The sequence below is a fragment of the Nocardia sp. NPDC050718 genome, assembly GCF_040654235.1.
GTDB lineage: Bacteria > Actinomycetota > Actinomycetes > Mycobacteriales > Mycobacteriaceae > Nocardia.
In genome coordinates, this window is the sequence record NZ_JBFAHQ010000004.1 from 456,165 (window position 1) to 479,665 (window position 23,501).

Annotated in this window: 7 protein-coding genes; 4 read left to right on the plus strand and 3 right to left on the minus strand. The window is 70.5% G+C overall.

Features of this window, described 5'->3' with window-relative positions; translation table 11 throughout:
- Positions 1 to 218: 218 nt before the first annotated feature.
- Positions 219 to 1,001: a carbonic anhydrase family protein gene (locus tag AB0H54_RS21155; protein WP_357347045.1), complete on the plus strand. Its 783-nt coding sequence runs from the start codon at positions 219 to 221 to the stop codon at positions 999 to 1,001.
- A gap of 6 nt (positions 1,002 to 1,007) precedes the next feature.
- Here AB0H54_RS21155 and AB0H54_RS21160 read toward each other — a convergent pair whose 3' ends face one another.
- Entirely contained in the window at positions 1,008 to 1,598 is a 591-nt protein-coding gene (locus tag AB0H54_RS21160) for a WHG domain-containing protein (protein ID WP_357347047.1), read from the minus strand.
- Between the two features lie 77 nt (positions 1,599 to 1,675).
- Here AB0H54_RS21160 and AB0H54_RS21165 point away from each other — a divergent pair, with 77 nt between their 5' ends.
- Positions 1,676 to 2,983 (plus strand): ABC transporter permease, encoded by a 1,308-nt coding sequence (locus AB0H54_RS21165; RefSeq protein WP_357347049.1) that lies wholly within the window; start codon positions 1,676 to 1,678, stop codon positions 2,981 to 2,983.
- Between the two features lie 40 nt (positions 2,984 to 3,023).
- A complete protein-coding gene (locus tag AB0H54_RS21170) occupies positions 3,024 to 4,802 on the plus strand; it encodes a long-chain fatty acid--CoA ligase (RefSeq protein WP_357347051.1) in 1,779 nt (592 codons plus the stop codon).
- A 443-nt stretch (positions 4,803 to 5,245) separates the two neighbouring features.
- On the opposite strand, the gene AB0H54_RS21175 is transcribed toward AB0H54_RS21170, so the two are convergent.
- Both AB0H54_RS21175 and AB0H54_RS21180 read right to left on the minus strand, forming a co-directional pair.
- Entirely contained in the window at positions 5,246 to 5,602 is a 357-nt protein-coding gene (locus tag AB0H54_RS21175) for a hypothetical protein (protein WP_357347053.1), read from the minus strand.
- 102 nt (positions 5,603 to 5,704) lie between these two features.
- Positions 5,705 to 6,943: a helix-turn-helix domain-containing protein gene (locus AB0H54_RS21180; protein ID WP_357347055.1), complete on the minus strand. Its 1,239-nt coding sequence runs from the start codon at positions 6,941 to 6,943 to the stop codon at positions 5,705 to 5,707.
- A 268-nt stretch (positions 6,944 to 7,211) separates the two neighbouring features.
- Between AB0H54_RS21180 and AB0H54_RS21185 the strand changes: the two genes are divergently transcribed.
- The gene (locus AB0H54_RS21185) at positions 7,212 to 23,402 is read left to right on the plus strand and encodes an amino acid adenylation domain-containing protein (protein ID WP_357347057.1); all 16,191 of its coding nucleotides are present in this window, start codon (positions 7,212 to 7,214) and stop codon (positions 23,400 to 23,402) included.
- The last annotated feature ends 99 nt before the right edge of the window (positions 23,403 to 23,501 follow it).

Below are 23,501 nucleotides of genomic sequence, written 5' to 3' on the forward strand. Positions count from 1 at the left end.
CGCCTTCCCCTCTGGTCCGCGCCGCACTCACCGGCCTAGCCTGAGTGTCCGTTGCACGCGAAATCACCTGCACCAGAGGGATATTCGGTACCAATCGGACATTCCGGAGACGGCGGTGACTCGCTGATTTCGGCGTGCGCTCTGATCGCCCCGCCGCTCCGGACGCGTCGACCGACAGCGCCGGACCGGTGGCCGAATCGTGGCAAGGAGTCGCGCCGGTGACACATCGAGTCGTCCTGAACCGCCGCAAGGCGTTCGCCGCCCTGGCAGTGCTCGCGGTCGCCGGGTGCGGCGCCGCCGACACCACCGCCACCGCACCCCACTGGGACTACGACGCCGAGGGACCCGATCACTGGGCCGATCTCGACAAGCACTACGCCACCTGCCGCAACGGTCACGCCCAGTCACCGATCGACCTACCCGACGCCGCCGAGGCCCACCCCGCCGACCACATCGAGATCGTGTACGGACCGACCCCCACGGCCACCCTCACCAACACCGGCCACACCATCCAGACCAGTGTGCCCGCCGGCTCGGGCAACCGGATCATCGTCGACGGCACCCCGTTCTCCTTGACCCAGTACCACTTCCACCTGCCCAGCGAACACACCGTCGTCGGCGCCGAGACCGCCATGGAACTGCACCTCGTGCACACCGACGCGGCCGGACGGCTGGCCGTTCTCGCCGTCCTCCTGCACGCCCAGCACGCACCGGCGCCGGTGAGCAGGGTCCTCACCGCGTCCCCGGATCGCGTCGGCGCCACCCGCACCCTGAGCAATATCGACCCCCGCACATTCCTGCCCGACGATCTCGCCCAGTTCCGCTACGAGGGTTCGCTGACCACGCCGCCGTGCACCGAAGGTGTGGCCTGGATCGTGCTGCGCACCCCGAGTCCCGTGGCGATCGCCGACGTCGACCGGTATCGCGCCCTGTTCCCGCACAGCAACCGGCCGACGCAGCCACGCAACGGCCGCCCGGTCATCCTCGCCGGGACCGGCTAGGACCGATCAGGAGCGGGGGAGGAGCCCCAGCGTCATGTGCCGGACCAGATCGTCGAGGAGCTGTTCGGCGTCGTAGTCGGCGGTGTACCCCGACCCGACGAAGGTCGCCAGACCCTGAACGGCCGCCAGCGCGGTCACCCCGAGCCGTTTCGGGTCACCGGGCACGATCTCGCCTGCGGCCTGGCCCTCGGCGATCATCGCGATCGGGATGGCGAAGGCGCGATCCGCGGCCGCCTGGATGCCGGTGTCGGTGGAGCTGTGCCTGCGCGCGAACATCAGCGGGAGCAGTTCGGGATTGTCGAGGGCGAAGCGGAGATAGGCCCGCGCGAAGGTCTGTAGTCGCGTCGTGATCGGGCCGGTCGTCACGGCCTGTTCGAAGCAGGCGCCGAGCCGTTCGAGCCCGGTCACGGCCAGCGCGTCGAGCAGTGCCTGCTTGTCCCGGAAGTGCCGGCTCGGGGCCGCGTGACTGACCCCGGTGTCGCGGGCCAGCTGACGCAGCGACAGGCCGTCCGCCCCGACCGTGCGCAGCGCCGCCTCGGCGTGCTGCAGCAGCGCGGCGCGGAGGTCTCCGTGGTGGTAGCGCGAGTGCAAGGACATGGTGTTGGCAGGATATCCGACCGCCATCGAATGTTTGCATTGACTACTTTGTAGTCGCTGACTACATTAACGATGCCATGACTGACAACACCGCGCCGCCGCGCCCGCCGAGCAGCATGCCGATCCGCGAGTGGTTGGCACCGATTACGCTGGTCACCGTGCTGGCCGCACTCCTGGGCACCATGTACCTCGGCTACACGGCCGACCCACAGAAGCACCTGCACGACTTCCCGATCGCCGTCGTCAACCAGGACGTCGGCGACACCCTCGCGGGCACACCCACCAACCTCGGCGCCCAGATCACCACGGCACTGGGGGAGAACATTCCCGCCGACAAGATCGACCTGCGCACCGTCGGTCTCAACGAAGCCCAACGCCAACTACGCAACGGCGAGGTCTACGGCGCCATCGTCATCCCCGGCGACTTCACCAAACGCGTCGCCGTCCTCGGCGCGTCCTCGATCGTCCCCGGCGACGTCGAACAGCCGATCATCTCCGTCCTGACCAACCCCCGCGCGGGCACCCTCGCCGCCCAGATCATGGCGACGATCGCCGACCAGGCCATGACCCAGGTCAACACCACCGTCGGCACCCAGCTCACCGACCAGGTCCGCGGCGCGATCGGCACCGCACCCCTCAGCGGAGCGGCCAAGCTCCAGCTCACCCAGCCCATCGACGTCGTCGTCACCCCGTACCACCCGCTACCCGAAGGCACCGGCCAGGGCCTGGCCGCCTTCTTCTACACCCTCGTCCTGCTGATCGTCGGCTTCAGCGGCGCGATGATGATCAACTCCCTCGTCGACGGCTCCCTCGGCTTCGTCCCCGCCGAATACGGCCCCTGGCACAAGATCGCCGACCGCGCCCGGATCAGCCGCTGGCGCACCCTGCTCATCAAATGGGCGATCGCCGCGATCAGCGCACCACTGGCCTCCGGCGTCTTCCTCGGCATCGGCGCCCTGCTCGACATGTCCATCGAGCGACCGCTGATGCTGTTCCTCTACGGCACCCTCGCCATCATCGCCATCGCCGTCACCGGCCTGTCGGTCATGGCCGCCTTCGGCACCGCGGGCCTGATGATCAACCTCATCGTCTTCGTCGTCCTCGGCATCCCGTCGTCCTCGGGCACCATCCCGCTCGAAGCCACCCCGCGCTGGATCGCCGACCTGGCCGCGTTCGAACCCATGCACCAGATCTACCTCGCCGTGCGCGCCATCCTGTTCTTCGACGGCAACCTCGAAGCCGGTATGGGCCAGGGCCTCGCGATGACCCTCGTCGGCCTCGCGATCGGACTGGTCCTCGGCGCCGTCGCCACCCACCTCTACGACCTGCGCGGCCTCCACCGGCTCGGCCTCGACCACCGCCAGGAACCAGCCACCGCGCACTAGCGGACACCTCACTCGACACCCCCACGTGGAAGGGCACCTGATGCGCGAGTTCGAAGCCCCCGCTTCCTACACCGTTCCGGAACACGCGAACAACTCCGACAGCGTGTTCCGGCACGCCGAACACTCGCCGGACACGGTCCTGTTCGACGTCGCGACCGGCGACGTCACCGCCGCCGAATTCGCGCGCACCGTCACCGATGTCGCCAAGGGCCTCATCGCCTCCGGCGTCGGGCTCGGCGACCGGGTCGCCATCATGGCCCCCACCCGCTACGAGTGGGTCGTGCTCGACCACGCCATCTGGGCCGCCGGCGGCTGCACCGTCGCCATCTACGACAGCTCCGCCGCCGAGCAGGCCAAATGGATCCTGCAGGACTCCGCGACCCAACTGCTGGTGGTCGACAGCGACAAACACCGCCGCGTCATCGACCAGATCGACCGCGCCGCACTGCCCGCGCTCACCGAGATCCTGCAGATCGACCAGGGCGCCGTCGCCGAACTGACCAGGCGCGGCGCCGACCTCGACGACGAGACCGTCCACACCCGGCGCGCACAGGTCTACGCGAACTCCCCGGCCACCCTGATCTACACCTCGGGCACCACGGGACGACCCAAAGGCGTCCTGCTGTCCCACGCGAACCTCTACGCGGAATCGAAGTCCGACCGGATCGAGCTGGCGGACTTCGTCGTCGACGGCCACAAGACACTCATGTTCCTGCCGCTCGCGCACGTGTTCGCGCGCGCGGTCACCCTGGCCGCCCTCGATGCCAAGGTCATCGTGGGGTTCAGCGCCGACTGGTCCACCCTCGTCGACCAATTCGGCAGCTTCCGACCGCACTTCATCCTCGCGGTGCCACGCGTGTTCGAGAAGGTCTTCAACGGCGCCAAGCAGAAAGCGCACGCCGGCGGCAAGGGCCGGATCTTCGACCGGGCCACCGAGACCGCCATCGCCTGGAGCGAGTCGCTGGACAACGGTGGGCCGGGACTCCTGCTCAGGCTCGAGCACGCCCTGTTCGACAGGCTCGTGTATCGGCAGTTGCGCGGCGCGCTCGGCGGACGCTGCGGAGCGGCCGTCTCCGGCGGGGGACCGCTCGGCGCCCGCCTCGGCCACTTCTTCCGCGGCGCGGGCATTCCCATCTACGAGGGCTACGGACTCACCGAGACCACCGCGGCCATCACCGTGAACACCCCGCAGCACACCAGGGTCGGCACCGTGGGCCGCCCGACCGACGGGCACGCCATCAAGATCGCCGACGACGGCGAACTCCTGCTGCGCGGTCCCGTGGTGTTCCACGAGTACTGGGGAAACCCCGACGCCACCGCGGACGCCTTCACCGACGGCTGGTTCCGCACCGGCGACCTCGGTGCCATCGACCGGGACGGCTACCTCACGATCACCGGCCGCAAAAAGGAAATCATCGTCACCGCGGGCGGCAAGAATGTCTCGCCGGGCCTGCTCGAGGATTCCCTGCGCGCACATCCGCTGATCGGTCAGGCAATGGTCGTTGGCGACGGCCGCCCGTTCGTCGGCGCACTGATCACCCTCGATCCCGAGGCTCTTCCCGGCTGGCGGCAACGACACAACCTGCCCGCCGATACGCCGATCCAGACCCTTGTCGAGAATCCCGATCTCGTCGCCGAGATCGATGCCGCCGTCGCCGACACCAATACGCTGGTGTCCCACGCCGAGGCCATCAAGAAGGTCCGGATCCTGCCGTCCGACTGGACCGAGGCGACCGGCGAACTGACCCCCAAGATGTCGCTGCGGCGTGCGGAGGTCATGAAGAAGTACGCGACCGACGTCGACGCGATCTATTCATGACTTCCCGGTGCCATCATTGCGTCACAGTGACGAAATGATGGCACCGGGGAAGTGGAGGGGGAGTGCGCGCCCTGTCGCCACGGACCCGTGAATCCAGGATTTCTCGATATCCGGAGCCGTCGACCGGCAGCTGAAGGCATTCATCACGAGTGGTCATGAATTGATCATTCGGCGGCAGATGCGGAATTCGACCTCACATATCGAAACTGTCGATACGCGGCGTTGTGAATGCGAAGAAGTTCTCGCGGGTCGATGCGGAACAGGAACGGGCGGCTCGGCCATCGATCGGCACGCAATGCATGTCGGCAGACGCTGCATCCAATAATGCAAAACACCCACCCGACCGGCGCCGTTCAAACGCCGATAATGCACATTATGTCAACTAGAACCCTGGCGTATGGCGGCAGACGAAACGCCGACTCCTCCCCGCTGTGCGTCCGGGGTCAACGCTTGGGCGTCAGCGTGATGGAACCGATCACCACGTCTCCGAAATACGCCGGACCCGCGTACCCGCCCTGTCCGTCCCTGATCAGGACGACTCGGTGGCCGGGAAAGAGGTCGACGTAACCACCGTCGGGCGTCGGATGAATTGGGTACCGCCCTATCAAGACCAGGTTCCCGTCTTCGACTCGCCCATCGCGTTGCAGGAGCACGATGCCGCCCGACCATGTCGTCGACGTATACGTGCCGGGTTCGACGTCGGCGGCTGCTTGACCGACTGCGCCGACGAGCGTGGCCGCACCGATGGCCACAGCTATCGCAGCGGTCCGGACTATCGCCGGAATGGCGCGTATGGACATGGTCAACTCCTGCCGCCCGGGTTACCAACACTACGCCCGCCAACCACCACCGTCGAAGAGATCACTCCCCCAGACTGTGCGTCGGGCACAAACTGTTCGGAGTCAGAATGTCCGAAAAATGATGTGACGATACCAGCGGCAGACACCGAGGGCGAACCGTAGACGGAAGTTGTCCCCGTCCAACGTGATTCCGTAGCGGCCGGTGATCTGCTGGATGCGGTACTGGACGGTGTTGCGGTGGACGTCGAGGAGGCGGGCGGTGCCCGAGTAGCTGCCGCCCTCGGCCAGGAAGACCTCCAGGGTGTGGCGGAGCATGGCCATCTTGGCGCCGTCGTCGGCGAGCGGTCCGAGGACGCGGCGGACCAGTCCGGCGAGCTCGTCGGGTTCGTCGGACAGCAGCGCGAACGGGGCAACGGTGTCGAAGTCGACTACCGGTGGTGCGTCGGGCCCCGCGGTCACGGCGAGGTTCTTGGCGCGGGCCGCACTGCGGGCGGAGTTCCGGAATCCCGGGAGCCCGTCACCGACGGTGCCGATGGCGACCCGGACGGGCAGCCCGGAGGCCGTGATCTGGTTCGCGAGGTCCTCGGGTGCGATGTGGTGGTCGCCGGTGGACGGGAACCAGATGCGCAGCGCGCGTTCGCCGGTCGCGGCCGCCAGCTCCGCTCCCCTGGCGCCCATCGCCGTCGACAGGAGCTGGCGGGCCTGGTCGAGCGCGCGGGCCGCGTCGGCTCCCGGGGTGTCCGGTGGGGTCCAGACCTCCGCGGCGCGGTGGGACTGGTCGAGCCGGTAGTCGAGGGCTTCCTCGGCGGCCGGGACGTCGACGTCGTCGCTGTCGAGCAGGCGGGCGATCCACTGCTGGCGCGCGGCTTGGCGGCTGCTGAGCCAGCGGTCGCGTTCCGTCTCGTAGATCCGGCCCATGGACGAGTTGAGCCGGTCCAGGTAGGTGCCGGCGAAGCGGAGCAGTTCGGCGATCCTGGTGGCCTGGTCGGGGCCGGGGACGGCGAGGATCAGGCCGATGGCCGCGTCGAGGAGGCGGTACTGGCCCAGGCCGTACGCGCGCAGCAGGACGGTCAGCGGCACGCCGCGCCGGGCCAGGCGCTGGGCGTAGGCGGCGGCGCCCGCGGGTGGGCTGACGGTGGCCGGGTCGATGTTGTTGGCCAGGACGTACTGCACGACGGCGATGTTCTCGGCGATGCTGGCGGCGCGCAGGTCGGCCAGGTCGAAGGCGATGTCGGTCACCGGGATCATCTGTTCGGTGACGCGGATCAGGTCCTCGGTGATCGCGTCGGTGAGTGGACCCAGGGCCTGGCCGACCCAGACGAGGGATCCGTACGCCGCCACCGCCCACTCCGTCCGCTGTACAAAAACTACCGCCGATATTGTGCCATGCGCACAAATTCCCGCCTGACAAGGCGTCAGAGGTGGTCGTCGGGGGCGGTTGTGTGGTCGTGACAGCGTGACGTGTGGTGTCATGGTCGCCGAACGCCCCGATATCGACTCCTTCTTGCTTGTTCGACACTGGTCCACCGCCCGGTAGGCCCAGAATCCGACAGGGTTCGTGGGTCATCGCAGAGCTGTGGGCCGGACGGATGAAGGATGTTGTACAAGGATGGGTGAGGTTCGTCGTGCGGCGCGAGGTCGAGGCAATCGCAAGGCGAGCACTCCCCTCTTCGCGCAGCTGCTGACGGCGGCGGTCGACACGGCGGGCGAGACGATCGCCCTGACCTCCTCCCCCGTCGACGGCGACCGGATCGACCTCACCTACACCCAGCTCGACGAGTCGTCCTCGCGGCTGGCCAGGGAGCTGCTGGACCGCGGTATCGGGCCCGGTGATGTGGTCGCGCTCGGTTTCACCCGGTCGATCGAGTCGGTGCTGGCCGTGTGGGCGGTCGCCAAGACCGGTGCGGCCTATGTCCCGGTCGATCCCGGACTGCCCGCGGAACGGATCGCCTATCTGGTGGCCGACTCGGGCGCGGTCCTCGGGCTCACCGCGACGGCGCACCGGGCCGCCCTGGCCGACGCGCTCGAGTGGGTCGAGGTCGATGCGTCCGGGCAGCGGGAGCGGATCGCGGAGTGGCCGTCGCATCCGATCTCCTATCTCGATCGGGTGCGTCCGCTGACTGATCAGCACCCGGCCTATGTCATCTACACCTCGGGGTCGACGGGCAGGCCGAAGGGTGTGGTGGTCACGCACGCCGGTCTGGGCGCGCTGGTCACGGCGGCGCGGGAGCGGTACGCGGTGAACGCGGGCGATCGGGTCCTGCATGTGTGCTCACCGAACTTCGACGTGTCGGTGCTCGAGCTGCTGGTGGCCTTCCAGGCCGGTGCGACGGTGGTGGTGTCGCCGCCGACGGTATTCGGTGGTCCGGAGCTGGCGGCGTTGCTGCGCCGGGAGCGGGTGACCCATCTGCTGATCACGCCGGCCGCGCTGGAGTCGGTCGACGCCGAGGGGCTCGACGCGCTGCGGGTGGTCGTCGTGGCCGGTGACGCGTTCGGTCCGAGCCTCGTGGAGCGGTGGGCGGTCGGCGAGCGTGCGTTCTTCAACGGGTACGGCCCGACCGAGGCGACGATTCTGGCTACCGGCAGTGCCGGATTGGTGCCGGGCGAGCCGATCACGATCGGTTCCGCGTTCCCCGGCATCGGGGCGATGGTGTTGGACGGGCGGCTGCGTCCGGTGCCCGCGGGGGTGGCCGGTGAGCTGTATCTGTCGGGTCCGGCGCTGGCCCAGAGCTATCTGGGCAGGCCGGGGCTGACGTCGGAGCGGTTCGTCGCCGCGCCGTTCGCTGGCGTGGCGGGGGCCAGGATGTATCGGACCGGTGATCTGGTCCGGCGCACGATCGAGGGCGATTTCGAGTATCTGGGCCGGTCCGATTTCCAGGTGAAGATCCGGGGTTTCCGGGTCGAGCTCGGGGAGATCGATGCCGCGCTGACGGCCCATCCGGACGTCGAGTACGCGGTGACGCTGGGGGTGAAAGCCGACTCGGGTGCGACGGTGCTGGTCTCCTATGTACTCCCCCGCCAGGGTGTTCCGGTCGATACCGAGGAGGTGTCGCGGTTCGTCGGTGTCTCGCTGCCGGGTCATATGGTGCCGACCGTGCTCGTCGCGCTGGACGAGATCCCGTTGACGCCGAACGGCAAACTGGATCGCGCGGCGTTGCCCGCTCCGGTGTTCGGCGCGGCCGGGTCCCGGGCGCCGGAGGGCCCGCTCGAGACCGCGATCGCCGCGTTGTTCACGCAGGTGCTCGGTGTGCGGGAGATCGGTGCGGAGGATTCGTTCTTCGCCTCGGGTGGCGACAGCATTCTGTCCATCCAGCTGGTGTCGCGGGCGCGGACGGCCGGTATCTCGTTCACCCCGCAGCAGGTGTTCGAGCATCGGACCGTGGCGGGGTTGGCCCGGGTCGCGGTGGTCGGCGCGGAGTCGGTTCCGACGTTGGCCGAGCTGCCCGGTGGTGGTGTGGGGACGATGCCGCTGACGCCGGTGCTCGCGGCGTCGGTGGCGGGCGGCCGGGTGTACGGGCGGTTCAGCCAGCAGATGGTGTTGGCGCTGCCGTCCGGCATCGACCGGATCGGTGTGCTGGACACGCTCACGGCGGTGCTGAATCATCACGACATGCTCCGCGCCTGTGTGCGGCAGGTGGACGGGCGCTGGGAGCTGAACGCGCTGCCCGCAGGGGCGGTGGAGGCACACCAGCTGCTCACCCGGGTCGATGTGCCCGCGGGCCGGTCCGAGGACGAGCTGGCCGAGATCGCGAGCACGGCGCTGGATGCGGCGCTGGCATCGCTGGATCCGCTGGCGTCCCGGATGGTCGCGTTCGTGTGGCTGTGCCGTGCAGACGGCCCGGACGGTCTGGTGGTGGCGGCCAATCATGCCGTGATCGATGGCGTGTCCTGGCGAATCCTGTTGTCGGACTTGGTGACCGCGTGGGCGCAGCATGCGGCCGGGCAGCGGGTCGATTTGCCCGCGGTCGGTACGTCGTTCCGCCGGTGGGCGCACGGCGTGGTCGAGGCGGCGCCGCAGCGTCGGGGCGAGCTGGACTACTGGCGGCGGATTCTCGCGGTTCCCGACCCGTTGCTGGGCGAGCGTCCGCTCGACAGCTCGGTCGATACGGCCTCGACCGTGCGGACTTTCAGTGTCACGGTGCCCGCCGAGGTCAGCGAAGCGGTGCTGACCGACCTGCCCGCAACGTATCGCACGGGCGCCGAGGACGGACTGCTCGCCGCGCTGGCGCTGGCGGTGCGGACATGGCGCGCCCGCCGCGGCGTGACGGCCGCGGCGACACGTCTGCGGTTGGAGGGTCATGGCCGGGAGGAATCGGCGGTCGAGGGTGCCGATCTGACCCGGACGGTCGGCTGGTTCACCACCATGTATCCGGTCGCGCTCGATCTGGACGGGATCGATACCGAAGCCGCGTGGCGGGGTGGCGCGGCGACGGCGGCGCTGGTGAAGGCGGTAAAGGAACAGTTGCTCGCGGTGCCGGACAAGGGCATCGGTTTCGGCATGCTCCGGCATCTGGACGCCGAGTCGGGTCCGCTGCTCGATGGTGCGCTGGGGCAGGTCGGCTTCAACTACCTGGGCCGGGTGTCGGCCGGTGATGTGCCGGAGGCGCTGGCTGGGCACGGCTGGCTGCCGACCGACGCGTGGGGCGAGCCGGTCGCCGAGCAGGATCCGGCGTTGCCCGCGGCCGCCGTGATCGATGTCAACGCGCTGGCGGCCGGTTCCCCGGAGGGTGTGCTGCTGCGGGCGTCGTTCTCCTATGCCTCGGAGATCATCGACGAGGCATCGGTGCGCGAGCTGGCCGAGTGCTGGACCGAGGCGTTGGCGTTGCTGGCCGAGCATCTTCGTGATCCGGCGGCCGGTGGCCTCTCCCCCGCCGATGTCGCGCTGGTGCGGGTGTCGCAGGGGGAATTGGATCGGTGGCATCGGGAGTTGCCCGGGCTGAGTGATGTGGTGCCGTTGGCGCCGTTGCAGCTCGGTCTGCTGTATCTCGCGCAGGCCGCGCCGGAGGCGGATCCGTATCTGGTGCAGCTGGCCGTCGAGTTGGCGGGTGCGGTGGATCTGGCGCGGCTGCGGCGGGCCGCGCAGGTGGTGCTGGATCGGCATGCCATCCTGCGCACGTCGTTCGGGTCGGCGGCGTCGGGTTCGCCGGTGGGTTTCGTGGCCGAGGGTGTCGCGGTGCCGTGGCGGATCGTCGACACCGAGGTGCGTGACCCGCGGAAGTTCCTGGCGGCCGAGGCGCGGGTCGGTTTCGATCTGTCGGCGCCGCCGCTGTTGCGGTTCACGGTGTACCGCCGGGGTTCCGGTGATCTGCATCTGGTGCTGACCGCGCATCATCTGCTGGTGGACGGCTGGTCGATGCCGTTGCTGATGACCGAGTTGCTCGTCTCCTACGCCACCGACGGCGGCCCGTCGATGCTGCCGCGGGTGCGGCCGTATCGGGACTATCTCGCGTGGCTGGCGGGCCGGGATCGTTCGGCGGCGCTGGACGCGTGGGGTGCGGCGTTGTCGGGGCACGTGCCGACCGTGCTCACGGCGGCGGTCGCACCGCCTGCCGAGGTGTCGGCGGGTTACGGGTTGTGCGCGGTCGATCTGTCGGCGGACGAGGCGGAGGTCTTGTCGGCGGCCGCCGCGGCGCACGAGGTCACCCTGAACACGGTGTTCCAGGCGGCGTGGGGTCTGGTGCTGGCCGGTGTCGTCGGCCGCGACGATGTCGTGTTCGGTGCGGTGGTGTCGGGGCGGCCGCCGCAGCTGGACGGGATCGACGGCATGGTCGGTCTTTTCGCGAACACGATCCCGGTGCGGGTGCGGCTCGACGGTGCCGCGTCGCTGCGCGCGGTGCTGTCGCGGGTGCAGGCCGAGCAGGTCGCGTTGCTCGACGGCCACTATCTGGGGCTGGCCGAGATCCAACGGGCGGCCGGCGCGGGTGAGCTGTTCGACACGCTGATGGCCTATGAGTCGTATCCGGTGGATACCGAGGGGATGCGGCGCGCGCACGGTGCCATCGACGGTCTGGAGATCGTGGCTGTCGAGGCGGCCAACGCGACGCACTATCCGGTGGCGGTCGGGGTCGAGGTGGGCGACGGTATCCGGGTGGGCCTGCAGTATCGGCTCGATGTCGTAGGTGCCGAGGTCGCCGCGGCGCTGGCGCACCGGCTGCGGGTGGTGCTCGATGCCCTGCGGGAGACGCCGGATCGTCCGGTGCGTGACCTGCTCGAGGTGCTCGCTCGTCAGGATGACGCGGTCGCGCGGTTCGCGTATTGGCGGGCGGTTCTCGCGGATCTGCCCGAGGAGCTGGATCTCCCGGCGGATCGCTCCCGGCCCGCGGAGCCGGTGGTCGTCGACGATCGCGTGCGGTTCGAGATTCCCGCCGGTCTGGCGGCGCGGATGCGCGAGGTCGCGGAGTCGCGGCAGACGTCGGTGCGCACCGTCGTCCATGCCGGGTTCGCGGTGCTGTTGGCGCGGCTCTCCGGAAGCGCGGATATCGCGATCGACGCGTTCGGCCCACACGATCCGGTGTTGCTTCGACTACCGGTGCCGGGCGAGCGGACCGTCGACGCGTTACTCACCGAGGCGGCCGGTCTCGCCCGGCAGGCTGTCACGCACACGGAATTGTCCGTGGCGGAGTCGGCGGCGCTGGGTCTCGGCGGGCGAGCGTCGAGCCGGGTCGCGCTGCTGACGGCGCCCCGGCCGGAGGTCACCGGTTACGACCTCGTCCTCACCGTCCCCACGGACGCGGTGGACGCCCTCCCGGCCGAGTTCGCTTTCGCCGGTGTCCTGTTCGACCGCGCGACGGTCGAGGTGTTCGCCGAACGTCTCGTCCGGCTGCTGACCGCGATCACCGAGTTCCCGGAGTCGCCGGTCGGTGACCTGGCCATTCTCAGCCCTGCCGAGCAGCGCACCGAACGTGCGACCGATCCCGGCGGGCCCGCGGTGCTGTTCCCGGACCTCGTCTCGCGTGGGGTCGCGATCGGTCCGGATCGGGTGGCGATCCGGCACCGGGGACGGTCGATCAGCTATGGCGAGCTCGACGCGCAGACCTCCCGTTTGGCGCGTGCGCTGATCGCGCGGGGTGTCGGCCCGGAAGTCGCTGTCGCGGTGGCGTTCCCGCGGTCGTCGGACATGGTGGTCGCGGCGCTCGCGGTCGCCAAGGCGGGTGGGCATTTCGTGCCGATGGACCCGGCCCTGCCCGCAAAGCGTCTGGAACACCTGGTCGCCGACTCCGGTGCGGTGGTGGGTGTCACCGCGCCCGAGCAGCGCGATCGGGTGCCCGCGGGCGTGGACTGGCTGACCGTCGACGATGCCGCGTCCTTTGCCGCGACCGCGGTGACCGACGCGGATCGCCGTGCGCCGCTGCGGGTGGAGCATCCCGCGTATGTCATCTACACGTCCGGTTCGACCGGCGTGCCCAAGGGTGTCACGGTGACGCACGCCGGGCTCAGCGTCCTGGTCGATGAAGCCGTCCGCCGCTACGACCTGACCTGGAATCACCGGTTCCTGCACATCTGCGCGCCCTGGTTCGATCCGTCGGTCCTGGAATGGCTGTGCGCGTTCAGCACGGGGACGACGCTCGTCGTCGTGCCGTCGGAGATCATCGGCGGTGTCGAGCTGGCCGAGCTGCTGGCGGCCGAAGCCGTCACCCACGCCATCATCACCCCCGCCGTGCTGGGCACTCTCGATCCGACGGGTCTCGACGCGCTGGAGGTGTTGTCCGTCGGCGGTGATGTGACCACGCCGGAGCTGCTGGCGACGTGGCAGCCGGGTCGCCGCTATCTCAACGGCTACGGCCCCACCGAGACCACGATCATCTCCGCCTACGCCGAACTGACCGCGGGCCGTCCGGTCTCGATCGGCGGGCCGGTGCGGGGCACGGACGCGATGGTCCTGGACGCGCGGTTGCGTCCGGTACCGCCGGGGGTGACCGGTGAGCTGTATCTGGCCGGTCGTGGGCTGGCGCGCGGCTACCGTGGTCAGCCGGGGACGACGTCGGCACGGTTCGTCCCCGATCCCTGGGGTGCTCCGGGGTCACGGATGTATCGCACCGGCGATCTCGTGCGCCTGCGCGCGGGGGAACTGCTCTATGTGGGTCGCGCGGACACGCAGCTGAAGGTGCGGGGGTTCCGGATCGAACCGGGCGAGGTCGACGCGGTGCTCACCGGTCGCGCCGAGGTCGCTGCCGCGGTGACGGTGGGTCGGTCGACCGCGTCCGGGTCCACCACCCTGGTCAGCTATGTGGTCGCCGCCCCGGGCCGGACCGCAGATCCGGGTGCGCTCACCGACTACGCGGCGCAGCGTCTGCCGTCGTATCTGGTGCCCTCGGCGATCGTCGTGCTCGACGCGCTGCCGTTGACGTCGAACGGCAAGCTCGACCGTGCGGCTCTCCCGGAGCCGGTGGCCGCGACGGCGGTCGACCGGGCACCGTCGTCGCCGAGGGAGACCGTGCTGTGCGAGTTGTTCGCCAGGGTGCTCGGGGTCGAGTCGGTGGGGGTGAACGAGTCGTTCTTCGCCATGGGTGGCGACAGCATCCTGTCGATCCAGCTGGTCTCGCTGGCTCGTTCGGCGGGCATCGTGTTCACGACCAGGGAGGTGTTCGAGCACCGGACCGTGGCGAAGCTGGCCTCGATCGCCGCGGTCGACAGTCCTGCGGTCACGCTCGCCGAGCTTCCCGGTGGCGGGATCGGTGCGGTGGCGCTGACCCCGGTGCTGGCGGAGTTCCTGGCCACCGGTTCGAGTGATCGTTTCGCGCAGACGATGGTCCTGGCGCTACCGGACGGTATCGATCGCACCGGGCTGGTCACGACCGTGGCCGCCGTGCTGCGCCATCACGACATGCTGCGTTCGCGGTTGCGTCACGACGGCCTCCGGTGGCAGTTCGAGGTCCTCGACCCCGAGACCGTGGACGCGGGCTCGCTGATCACCGAGGTCGACGCGGCCGCTGCTGACGGCGAGGACCTCACCCGGCTCGGTAGCGCGGCCATGGATTCGGCGCTGTCGGCGCTCGATCCGGGCGAGGGCCGGATGGTCACGTTCGCCTGGGTGCGCCGCGACGGTGCCCGGGATGTGCTGGTGGTGGCGGCGCACCACTATGCGATCGATGGTGTCTCGTGGCGGATCCTGCTGCCCGATCTGGTCGTCGCGTGGGCCCGGTACACCGCGGGGCAGGCGATCGTGTTGCCGCCGGTGGGTACGTCGTTCCGGCGGTGGGCGCACGGTCTCGTCGCGGCCGACCGGACCCGCGAACTCGACTATTGGCGGCAGCTGCTGGCCACCCCGGATCCGCTGCTCGGCGCGCGAGCGGTGGACGGTGCGGTCGATACCGAGGCGACGACGCGCTCGATCACGGTGCAGGTGCCCGCCGAGATCACCGAGCCGCTGCTCACCACGCTGCCCGCGCAGTACCGGGCCGGCGCCGACCACGCCCTGCTGGCCGCGCTCGCGCTGGCCGTGCGTGACTGGCGCGCGCGCCGTGGCGTGGACGCCGATACTTTGCGGATCAGACTGGAAGCGCACGGTCGCGCGGAAGACCTCGTCCCCGGCGCCGATCTGACCCGGACCGTCGGCTGGTTCACCAGCGTCTACCCGGTCGTGCTCGACCTGTCCGGGGTCCCGGGGCAGGTCGATGACGTCGCTCTCGCGACGGCGGTGCGGTCGGTGAAGGAACAGCTGCTGGCCGTGCCGGACAACGGCATCGGCTTCGGTGTGCTGCGCCTGGACGCGGCGCACGGTCTCACCGGTGGTCTCGGCCAGGTCGGCTTCAACTATCTCGGCCGCGCGACGACCGGGCACGGACCCGCCGACGACACCGCCTGGCTGCCCGCCGCCGATCTCGGCGACCTCGAGGTCGACTACGACCCCGCCCTGCCGGCGACCACCGTGGTGGACATCAACGCGATCGCGGTCCCCACCGACACCGGTCTCCAGCTGCGTGCCGACTTCCGGTATGTCACCGGCATTCTCGACGCGGACGACGTGCTGGAGCTGGCCGACGACTGGCGCAGGCACCTCACCGCGCTCGCCGAGCACACCCGGCACGCGGACGCGGGCGGCCTGACACCCTCGGATGTTGCGCTGGTGCGGGTGTCGCAGGCGGATCTGGATCTCTGGCGCCGCACCCACCCCGGTCTTGCCGAGGTGCTGCCGTTGTCGCCGCTACAGCATTCGCTGCTGGCGCTGGGTGAGTTGCTCGACGAGTCGGTGCACGCCTATGTCATCCAGCTCGTCGCCGAGCTCACGGGTGATCTGGACACCGAGCGGCTGCGTCGCGCGGCCCGCACGGTCCTGGAGCGGCACGCGAATCTGCGTTCGGCATTCGTCACCACCGCCGACGGCACGCCGGTGCAGGTGGTGGCCGACGCGGTCGAGGCGCCGTTCCGGATCGTCGGCGGTCTCGCCGACGCCGACCTGCCCGCGCTGCTGGCCGCCGATCAGGAGGCCGGATTCGATCCGGCGATCGCGCCGCTGCTGCGATTCACCGTGTACACCACCGGTTCCGGGCGCAGCCATCTCGTGCTGACCGGTCATCACATCCTGCTCGACGGCTGGTCGATGCCGCTGCTGATGAAGGAACTGCTGGTCCTGTACGCGACGCACGGTGACGCGACGCCGCTGCCGCCGGTGCGGCCCTACCGCGACTACCTCGAGTGGCTGAGCCGTCAGGATCGCGCGGTCGCCGAGCACGCGTGGGCGACGGTGCTGGCCGGGGTGGAGCCGAGCGTGCTCGCGCCGGAGCTGACGTGGCCGCCGGCCACGGAGACCGGATTCGGGCTGTGCGAGTTCGACCTCGACGCCGACCGCACGGCCGCGCTGACCGCGTTCGCCGCGCACACCGAGGTCACCGCGAACACCGTGTTCCAGGCGGCGTGGGGGTTGGTCGTCGCCGGCACCACGGGCCGCGACGACATCGTCTTCGGTGCCACGGTGTCCGGTCGTCCGCCGCAGCTGGACGGTGTCGGTGACATGATCGGCCTGTTCGTCGACGCGGTCCCGGTGCGGGTCCGGCTCGACCCCACCGCCACGGTCACCGATCTGGTGCGCGCGGTGCAGGCCGAGCAGGCCTCGGTGCTCGATCACCACCATCTGGGTCTCGGCGCGATCCAGCGGGTGGCCGGGCGCGGTGAATTGTTCGACACCATGCTGGCTTTCGAGTCCTACCCGGTCGACGCCGAAGGGCTCCAGCAGGCCGGTGGCGCGCTGGACGACCTCAGCATCGACGGGTTGCGCGGCGCCGACTTCACCCACTACCCGCTCACCATCCTGGTGTTCCTGGGTGCCCGCACCCAGGTGCAGATCAAGTACCGGCGTGATCTCGTCGCCGATGCCACCGCGCAGGCGGTGACCGATCGGCTGCGGACCGCGCTGACCCAGGTGATCGCCGCCCCGGACAGCCCCGCCGCGGAGGTCGCGCGGCGGCTCGCGGCCGAGCCCACCGACCCGATCACGCGCGCCCGCTTCTGGCGCCGGACCCTGGCGGATCCGCCGGGGCGGCTCACACTCCCCACGGCCGGGCGCGGCACCGCGGACGCTCCGGGACGCGCGCGGCTGCCGATCCCGGCGGCGGTGCACGACGACCTGCGCCGGCTCGCCGAGGCGGCGGGCGTGAGCTGGTCGGCGCTGATCCGCAGTGCTGTCGCGGTGTTGCTGGCTCGGCTCACCGGGACCGACGACATCGTGATCGCCGCACCCGAGCAGAACATGGTGGTCCGCACCCGGATCGACGCCGCCCAGCCGTTCCTGGCCCTGCTGCCCCACGCGCACCACAGCGAGACCCAGGCCCTCGAGCACGCCGGAATTCCCCCGGCTGAGCTGGCCGTCCTGCTCGGGACCGATCACCTCGCTCAGGTGTGTCTGGGCTTCGATCACCTCCCCGCCGGCGAGCTGGCCCTCGCCGTGGTCGACGACGCGGCGGGCTCGACGCTCGACATCGCCTTCGCCCGAACACTTTTCGACGACGATGACGCACTGACGTTCGGTCGGCGCCTGCTCAGTATCCTGGCCGCTGTCGCCCAGCGACCGGGGACACCGGTCGGTGACCTGCCGCTGTCGGACCGCGACGAAGACCTGTTCCTGACCCGGCTCGGCGACGGCGGCACACCGTCGACCATCGCCACCCTGCCGCAGCTGCTGGTCCGTGGCACCGACTACGGCCAGCACCGGATCGCGGTGCGTGCCAACGGCCGCGGCCACACCTACGGCGAGCTGGACGCCGACTCCTCGCGCCTGGCGCGGGTCCTGATCGCCGACGGGGTCGGGCCGGAAACCGTGGTCGCCTCGGCGATCCCGCGCGGGTACCGGTCGATCCTGGCGTTCTGGGCGATCGCGAAGGCCGGTGGCGTGTATCTGCCGGTCGACCCGAACTATCCCGCCGACCGGGTGCGGCACATGCTCGAGGATTCCGGTGCCGCCGTTGGCCTCACTGTCACCGGACACGCACGGGAACTCGGCGAGTCGGTGCGCTGGCTCGTGCTCGACGATCCGGCCGTGCGCTCCCGCATCGCGGGCCGTCCCGCCACCGCGGTGCGTGACCGGGACCGCCGGGCGCCGTTGCGGCGCGACCACGCGGCCTACGTCATCTACACCTCCGGCTCCACCGGGCGGCCCAAGGGCGTCAGCGTCACCCACGCGGGCCTGGCAGCCCTGGTCACGCACTCGGCCACCATCATGGGCCTGCGGCACGACCATCAAATGCTGCACGTCTGCTCGCCCAGCTTCGACCAGTCGATCGAGGAGATCGGCACCGCCTTCCATCGCGGTGCCACCCTGGTGATCGCACCACCGGAGACCGTGGGCGGCGTCGATCTCGACGACCTGCTGCGCCGGGAACGCGTGTCCCACACGATCATCACCCCGGCCCTGCTCGGCACCCTCGATCCGGCGGGTCTGCCCGATCTGGTGTGTGTCTCGGCCGGTGGCGAGGCGTGCACCGCCGAGCTGCTGGCCGCCTGGCAGCGCGGCCGCCGCTTCCTCAACGGGTACGGACCGACCGAGGCGACGATCGGCGCGACCTACGCGCGGTTGCGCGCCGGTGACCGGGTCACGATCGGTCGCCCGGTGCCCGGACTGCGCGCGGTGGTCCTCGACAACCGGCTGCATCCGGTACCTCGCGGGGTCACCGGCGAGCTGTATCTGGCCGGTCCGGGGCTGGCCCGTGGCTACCACGGTCGTGGTGCTGTGACCGCCGACCGGTTCGTCGCCTGCCCGTGGGGTGTGGCGGGTGAACGCATGTACCGCACCGGCGATCTCGTGCGCTGGGTGCGCGGCGCCGAGGACGCCGATGAGCTGGAGTATCTGGGCCGCACCGATTTCCAGGTCAAGATCCGGGGCTTCCGGATCGAGCTCGGCGAGATCGATGCCGTGCTGGCGCGGCATCCGCAGGTCACGTTCGCGGTGACGGTCGGGGCCGAGAATCCGGCGGGCGAGACCACGGTGGTGTCGTATGTGACCGGCCGCGACCTCGACCCCGCCGCGGTGGCCCGGTGGTCGTCGTCGATGCTGCCCGCGCACATGGTTCCGGCCGCCGTGGTGGTGCTCGAGCGGATTCCGTTGACCGCCTCCGGCAAACTCGACCGCACGGCGCTGCCCGCGCCCGTCTTCGCGGCCCGCCCCTACCGGCGGCCCGCGAGCGGGCTGGAACGGACCGTGGCCGAGATCTTCGCGGAGGTGCTCGGCGTCGACCGGATCGGCGCCGACGACAACTTCTTCGAACGCGGCGGCAACTCGCTGCTCGCGACCCGGCTCACCGCCCGCCTCAGCGCGGCCGTGGACCTGCGGGTCCCGGTGCGGGTGCTGTTCGCGGCACCGACGGTCGCCGAGTGCGCCGCGGAGGTGTCCCGGCTGACCCGGGCGGGCCGCCGTCCGGCGCTGCGGGCACAGCCACGGCCCGAACGGGTGCCGCTCTCGCCCGCCCAGCAGCGCATGTGGTTCCTCAACCGCTTCGACACCCGCACCTCGGCCTACACGATTCCGGTCGTGCTGCGCCTGTCCGGTGCGCTCGATGTCGTCGCGTTGCAGGCGGCGTTCGGCGATGTGGTGGCCCGGCACGAGATCCTGCGCACGGTGTATCCGGTCGCCGATCACGCGCCGGTGCAGGTGGTGCTGCCCGCCGACCATCCCGACCTGCCCCGACTGACCGCGCAGGCGACGGTCGAGGTGGAATCCGCTGTGTCGCAGCTGGTTTCGACGGTCTTCGACGTCACCACCGAGGTGCCGTTGCGGGCGACGTTGTTCGAGGTCGGCCCCGAGGACTTCGTCTTGGCCATGGCGATCCATCACATCGCCGGTGACGGCTTCTCCGGCGGACCCCTCACCCGTGATCTGGTGAGCGCCTACGGCGCCCGCGTCACCGGGCACGCGCCGACCTGGAGCCCGCTGGCGGTCCAGTACGCCGACTACGCGGTGTGGCAGCAGACGCTGCTGGGCGAGGACACCGATCCGTCCTCGGTGGGCGCCGAGCAGATCGCCTACTGGCGCCGGGCCCTGGCCGGGCTGCCCGACCAGCTCGACCTGCCCCGGGACCGCCCGCGACCGCCCGTTCAGTCCTACGCCGGTGGCCGGGTGCCGTTCACCGTGGACGACGCCACCCATGCCGCGCTCACCGAACTGGCCCGCACGCAGGGCGCGACCCTGTTCATGGCCGTGCACACCGCGCTGGCGGTGCTGCTGGCCGGGTTGTCGGGCACGACCGACATCGCCATCGGCACTCCGGTCGCCGGGCGCGGTGAGGCCGAGCTGGACGATCTGATCGGCATGTTCGTCAACACGCTGGTGTTCCGCACCGGGGTCGACGGCGACGCGAGCTTCGCCGAACTCCTCGGCCGCCAGCGCGAGATCGACCTGCGGGCCTTCGCGCACAGCGACGTCCCGTTCGAGCGGCTCGTCGAGGTGCTCAACCCGGCCCGCTCCACGGCCCGTCATCCGCTGTTCCAGGTCGGCCTGTCGTTCCAGAACCTGGCCGAGGTGCGGATGGACCTGCCGGGCGTCACCGTCTCCTCGGTGGAGACCGATCGCGAACTGTCCCAGTTCGACCTGCACCTCATCCTGGCCGACCGGTACACCGCCGACGGCTCCGCGGCCGGGATCGGCGGCTACTGCACCTTCGCCACCGACCTGTTCGACGCGTCGACGGTGCGCGGCTTCCTCGAGCGGTTCAGCCGGATCATCGCCGCCGTGGTCGCCGCGCCCGGCGCCCCGCTGCACACGATCGATCTGCTCGCCCCGGCCGAGCGGACCCGCATCGTGGAGCGGTGGAATCGCACCGCCCGCCACACCGATCCGGCCGCGACTCTGGTGTCGCTGCTCGACGAGACCGTCGCCGCCGACCCGAACGCGGTGGCCCTCGTCGCCGACGGCCGACGGTGGACCTTCGCCGAGCTCGACGCGCGGGTGAACCGGCTGGCCCGGTACCTGGTCGCCGCGGGTGTGGGACCGGAGACCCGGGTGGCGCTGGCTATGCGGCGCTCGGTCGACCTGGTGGTCGCGATGTACGCGGTCGCCACCGCCGGTGGCGCCTATGTGCCGATCGATCCCGATCAGCCGGTCGCGCGCACCGAGTACATCCTGGACACGGCACTGCCGATCCTCGTCCTCACCGACACCGCCACCGGATTCACGGCCGCCGGAACCCGGGTCGTCGCCGTCGATCAGCTCGAGCTGTCGACACTCGGCGCCGCCCCGCTCACCGATCGCGATCGGCGCGCACCGTTGCGGGCCGCCAACACCGCGTACGTGATCTTCACCTCCGGCTCGACGGGCCGCCCCAAGGGTGTCGTGGTGTCGCACGCGGCGGTCGTCAACCAGTTGCGCTGGAAGGCGGAACGATTCGGTCTCACCGCCGAGGACGTCGTGCTGCTGAAGACGGCGGCGACCTTCGACCTGTCGGTGTGGGAGTTCTGGTCGACGGCGGTCTCGGGCGGGCGCCTGGTCATCGCCGCCCCCGACGGTCACCGCGATCCGGCCTACCTCGCCGACCTGATGCGTCGCGAGGGCGTCACCATGCTGCACGCGGTGCCCTCGATGCTCGACGCGCTGCCCGCCGACGCCCTGCCCACCTCGCTGCGCCGGGTCCTGGCCATCGGCGAGACCCTGCCCGCGGCCTCGGCCCGCCGATTCGAGTCCGCGGCACCGCACGCCACCCTGTTCAACGTGTACGGGCCGACCGAGGCGGCGGTCTCGATCACCAGTCACCAGGTCGGCGCCGCGGACACCGCGACGGTCCCGATCGGCAAGCCGGTCTGGAACAGTCAGGTCTACGTGCTCGACGCGCGCCTGCGCCCGGTGCCGGTCGGTGTGCCGGGTGAGCTGTACCTGGCCGGCGCGCAGCTGGCCTGCGGTTATCTCAGCAGGCCGGATCTGACCGCGGAGCGGTTCGTGGCCAACCCGTTCCACGCGGGCACCCGCCTGTATCGCACCGGTGACCTGGCGGCGTGGAATGCCGACGGGGCGCTGGAGTATCGCGGGCGCACCGACTTCCAGCTGAAGATCCGCGGTTTCCGCATCGAACTCGAGGAGATCGACGCCGTGCTCGCCGGGCACGCCGATGTCGGGTATGCCGTCACGGTGGGGCGGGAGAACCAGACCGGCGCGACGGTGCTGGTGTCCTATGTGGTCGCCGCGCCGGATCGGGTGGTCGTCGTCGAGGACCTGCGCGAGTGGGCGGCGCGGTCGCTGCCCTCGCACATGGTGCCCGCCACGATCATGGTCATCGACCAGGTACCGCTCACCCATGTCGGCAAGCTCGACCGGTCGGCGCTGCCCGCGCCCGAGCTGGCGGTCCGCGCCTACCGGGCCCCCGATTCCGCGATCGAGCAGACGGTGTGCGAGATCTTCGCCGATGTCCTGCGGCTGGACCGGGTCGGCCTGGACGACCACTTCTTCGAACTGGGCGGCACCTCGCTCAGCGCCACCCGCCTGGCCACGCAGCTGAGCGACGCGGTGGCCGCGACCATCCCGGTCACCTGGCTGTTCACCACGCCGACGCCCGCGGGCATCCTCGCGGCCCTGCGCGCCGACGGGGCCGACAGCACGGGTGCCGACGCCGCGTTCGAGGTCCTGCTGCCGTTGCGGACCGGCGGAACCAGGGAACCGCTGTTCTGTATCCACCCGATCAGCGGCGTCGCCTGGTCGTTCGGCGGGCTCGCCGCCCACCTGCACCCCGACCGGCCCGTCTACGGTCTGCAGTCACCGGCGCTCAGTTCGGCCGAGCCGCTGCCGGATTCGATCGAGGAATGGGCGCTGCTCTACCTCAAGCAGATCCGCGAGGTCCAGGCCGAAGGGCCCTACCACCTGCTCGGCTGGTCCCTGGGCGGGGTGATCGCGCACGCGATGGCCGTGCAGTTGCAGGAGGACGGTGAGGAGGTCGCGCTGCTCGCCATGCTGGACAGCACGCTGACCGCCGCGTCACCCGCCACGGCGAGCCCGGTCACGGCGGCCGATCTGCTCGGCGGTTTCGCCGGTGATCTCGCCACCGACGGCGCCCTCGACGAGGTCGCCGATGCCCAGGGGCTGGCGCAGGTCCTCGGCCGGCTCGCGTCGCCGCTGGCCTCGCTGGATCCCGCGCGGATCGAGCGCGTCGTCGAGGCGGCGATCACCTCGGCGGCACTCGACGCGGCCTACCGGCCACACCGCTTCGACGGTGCCATCACCTATTTCACCGCGGGTCAGGACGATCCCACCGGCGCTACCGGCGCCGCGTCCTGGACCGAGGCCGCCACCCGGCCCGTGCGCAACCATGTCGTCGACGCGACGCACTGGCGGATGACGGAGGGCCGCGCACTGGAGGCGATCGCGAAGGTGTTGCGCGAGTGGCTGTGACGACCACGAACCCATAAGCGGTGCTGATGGGGTGGTAGGCACCGGCCTACTACCCACCGCGCCGAACGGGCACCAGGATCGTAGGTGTCCCGTGTCGCG

Excerpts from the sequence above, each read along its gene's own strand:
- AB0H54_RS21160 (WP_357347047.1), bottom strand. The coding sequence starts at position 1,598 with ATGTCCTTGCACTCGCGCTACCACCACGGAGACCTCCGCGCCGCGCTG.
- AB0H54_RS21165 (WP_357347049.1), top strand. The coding sequence starts at position 1,676 with ATGACTGACAACACCGCGCCGCCGCGCCCGCCGAGCAGCATGCCGATC.
- AB0H54_RS21170 (WP_357347051.1), top strand. The coding sequence starts at position 3,024 with ATGCGCGAGTTCGAAGCCCCCGCTTCCTACACCGTTCCGGAACACGCG.
- AB0H54_RS21175 (WP_357347053.1), bottom strand. The coding sequence starts at position 5,602 with ATGTCCATACGCGCCATTCCGGCGATAGTCCGGACCGCTGCGATAGCT.
- AB0H54_RS21185 (WP_357347057.1), top strand. The coding sequence starts at position 7,212 with ATGGGTGAGGTTCGTCGTGCGGCGCGAGGTCGAGGCAATCGCAAGGCG.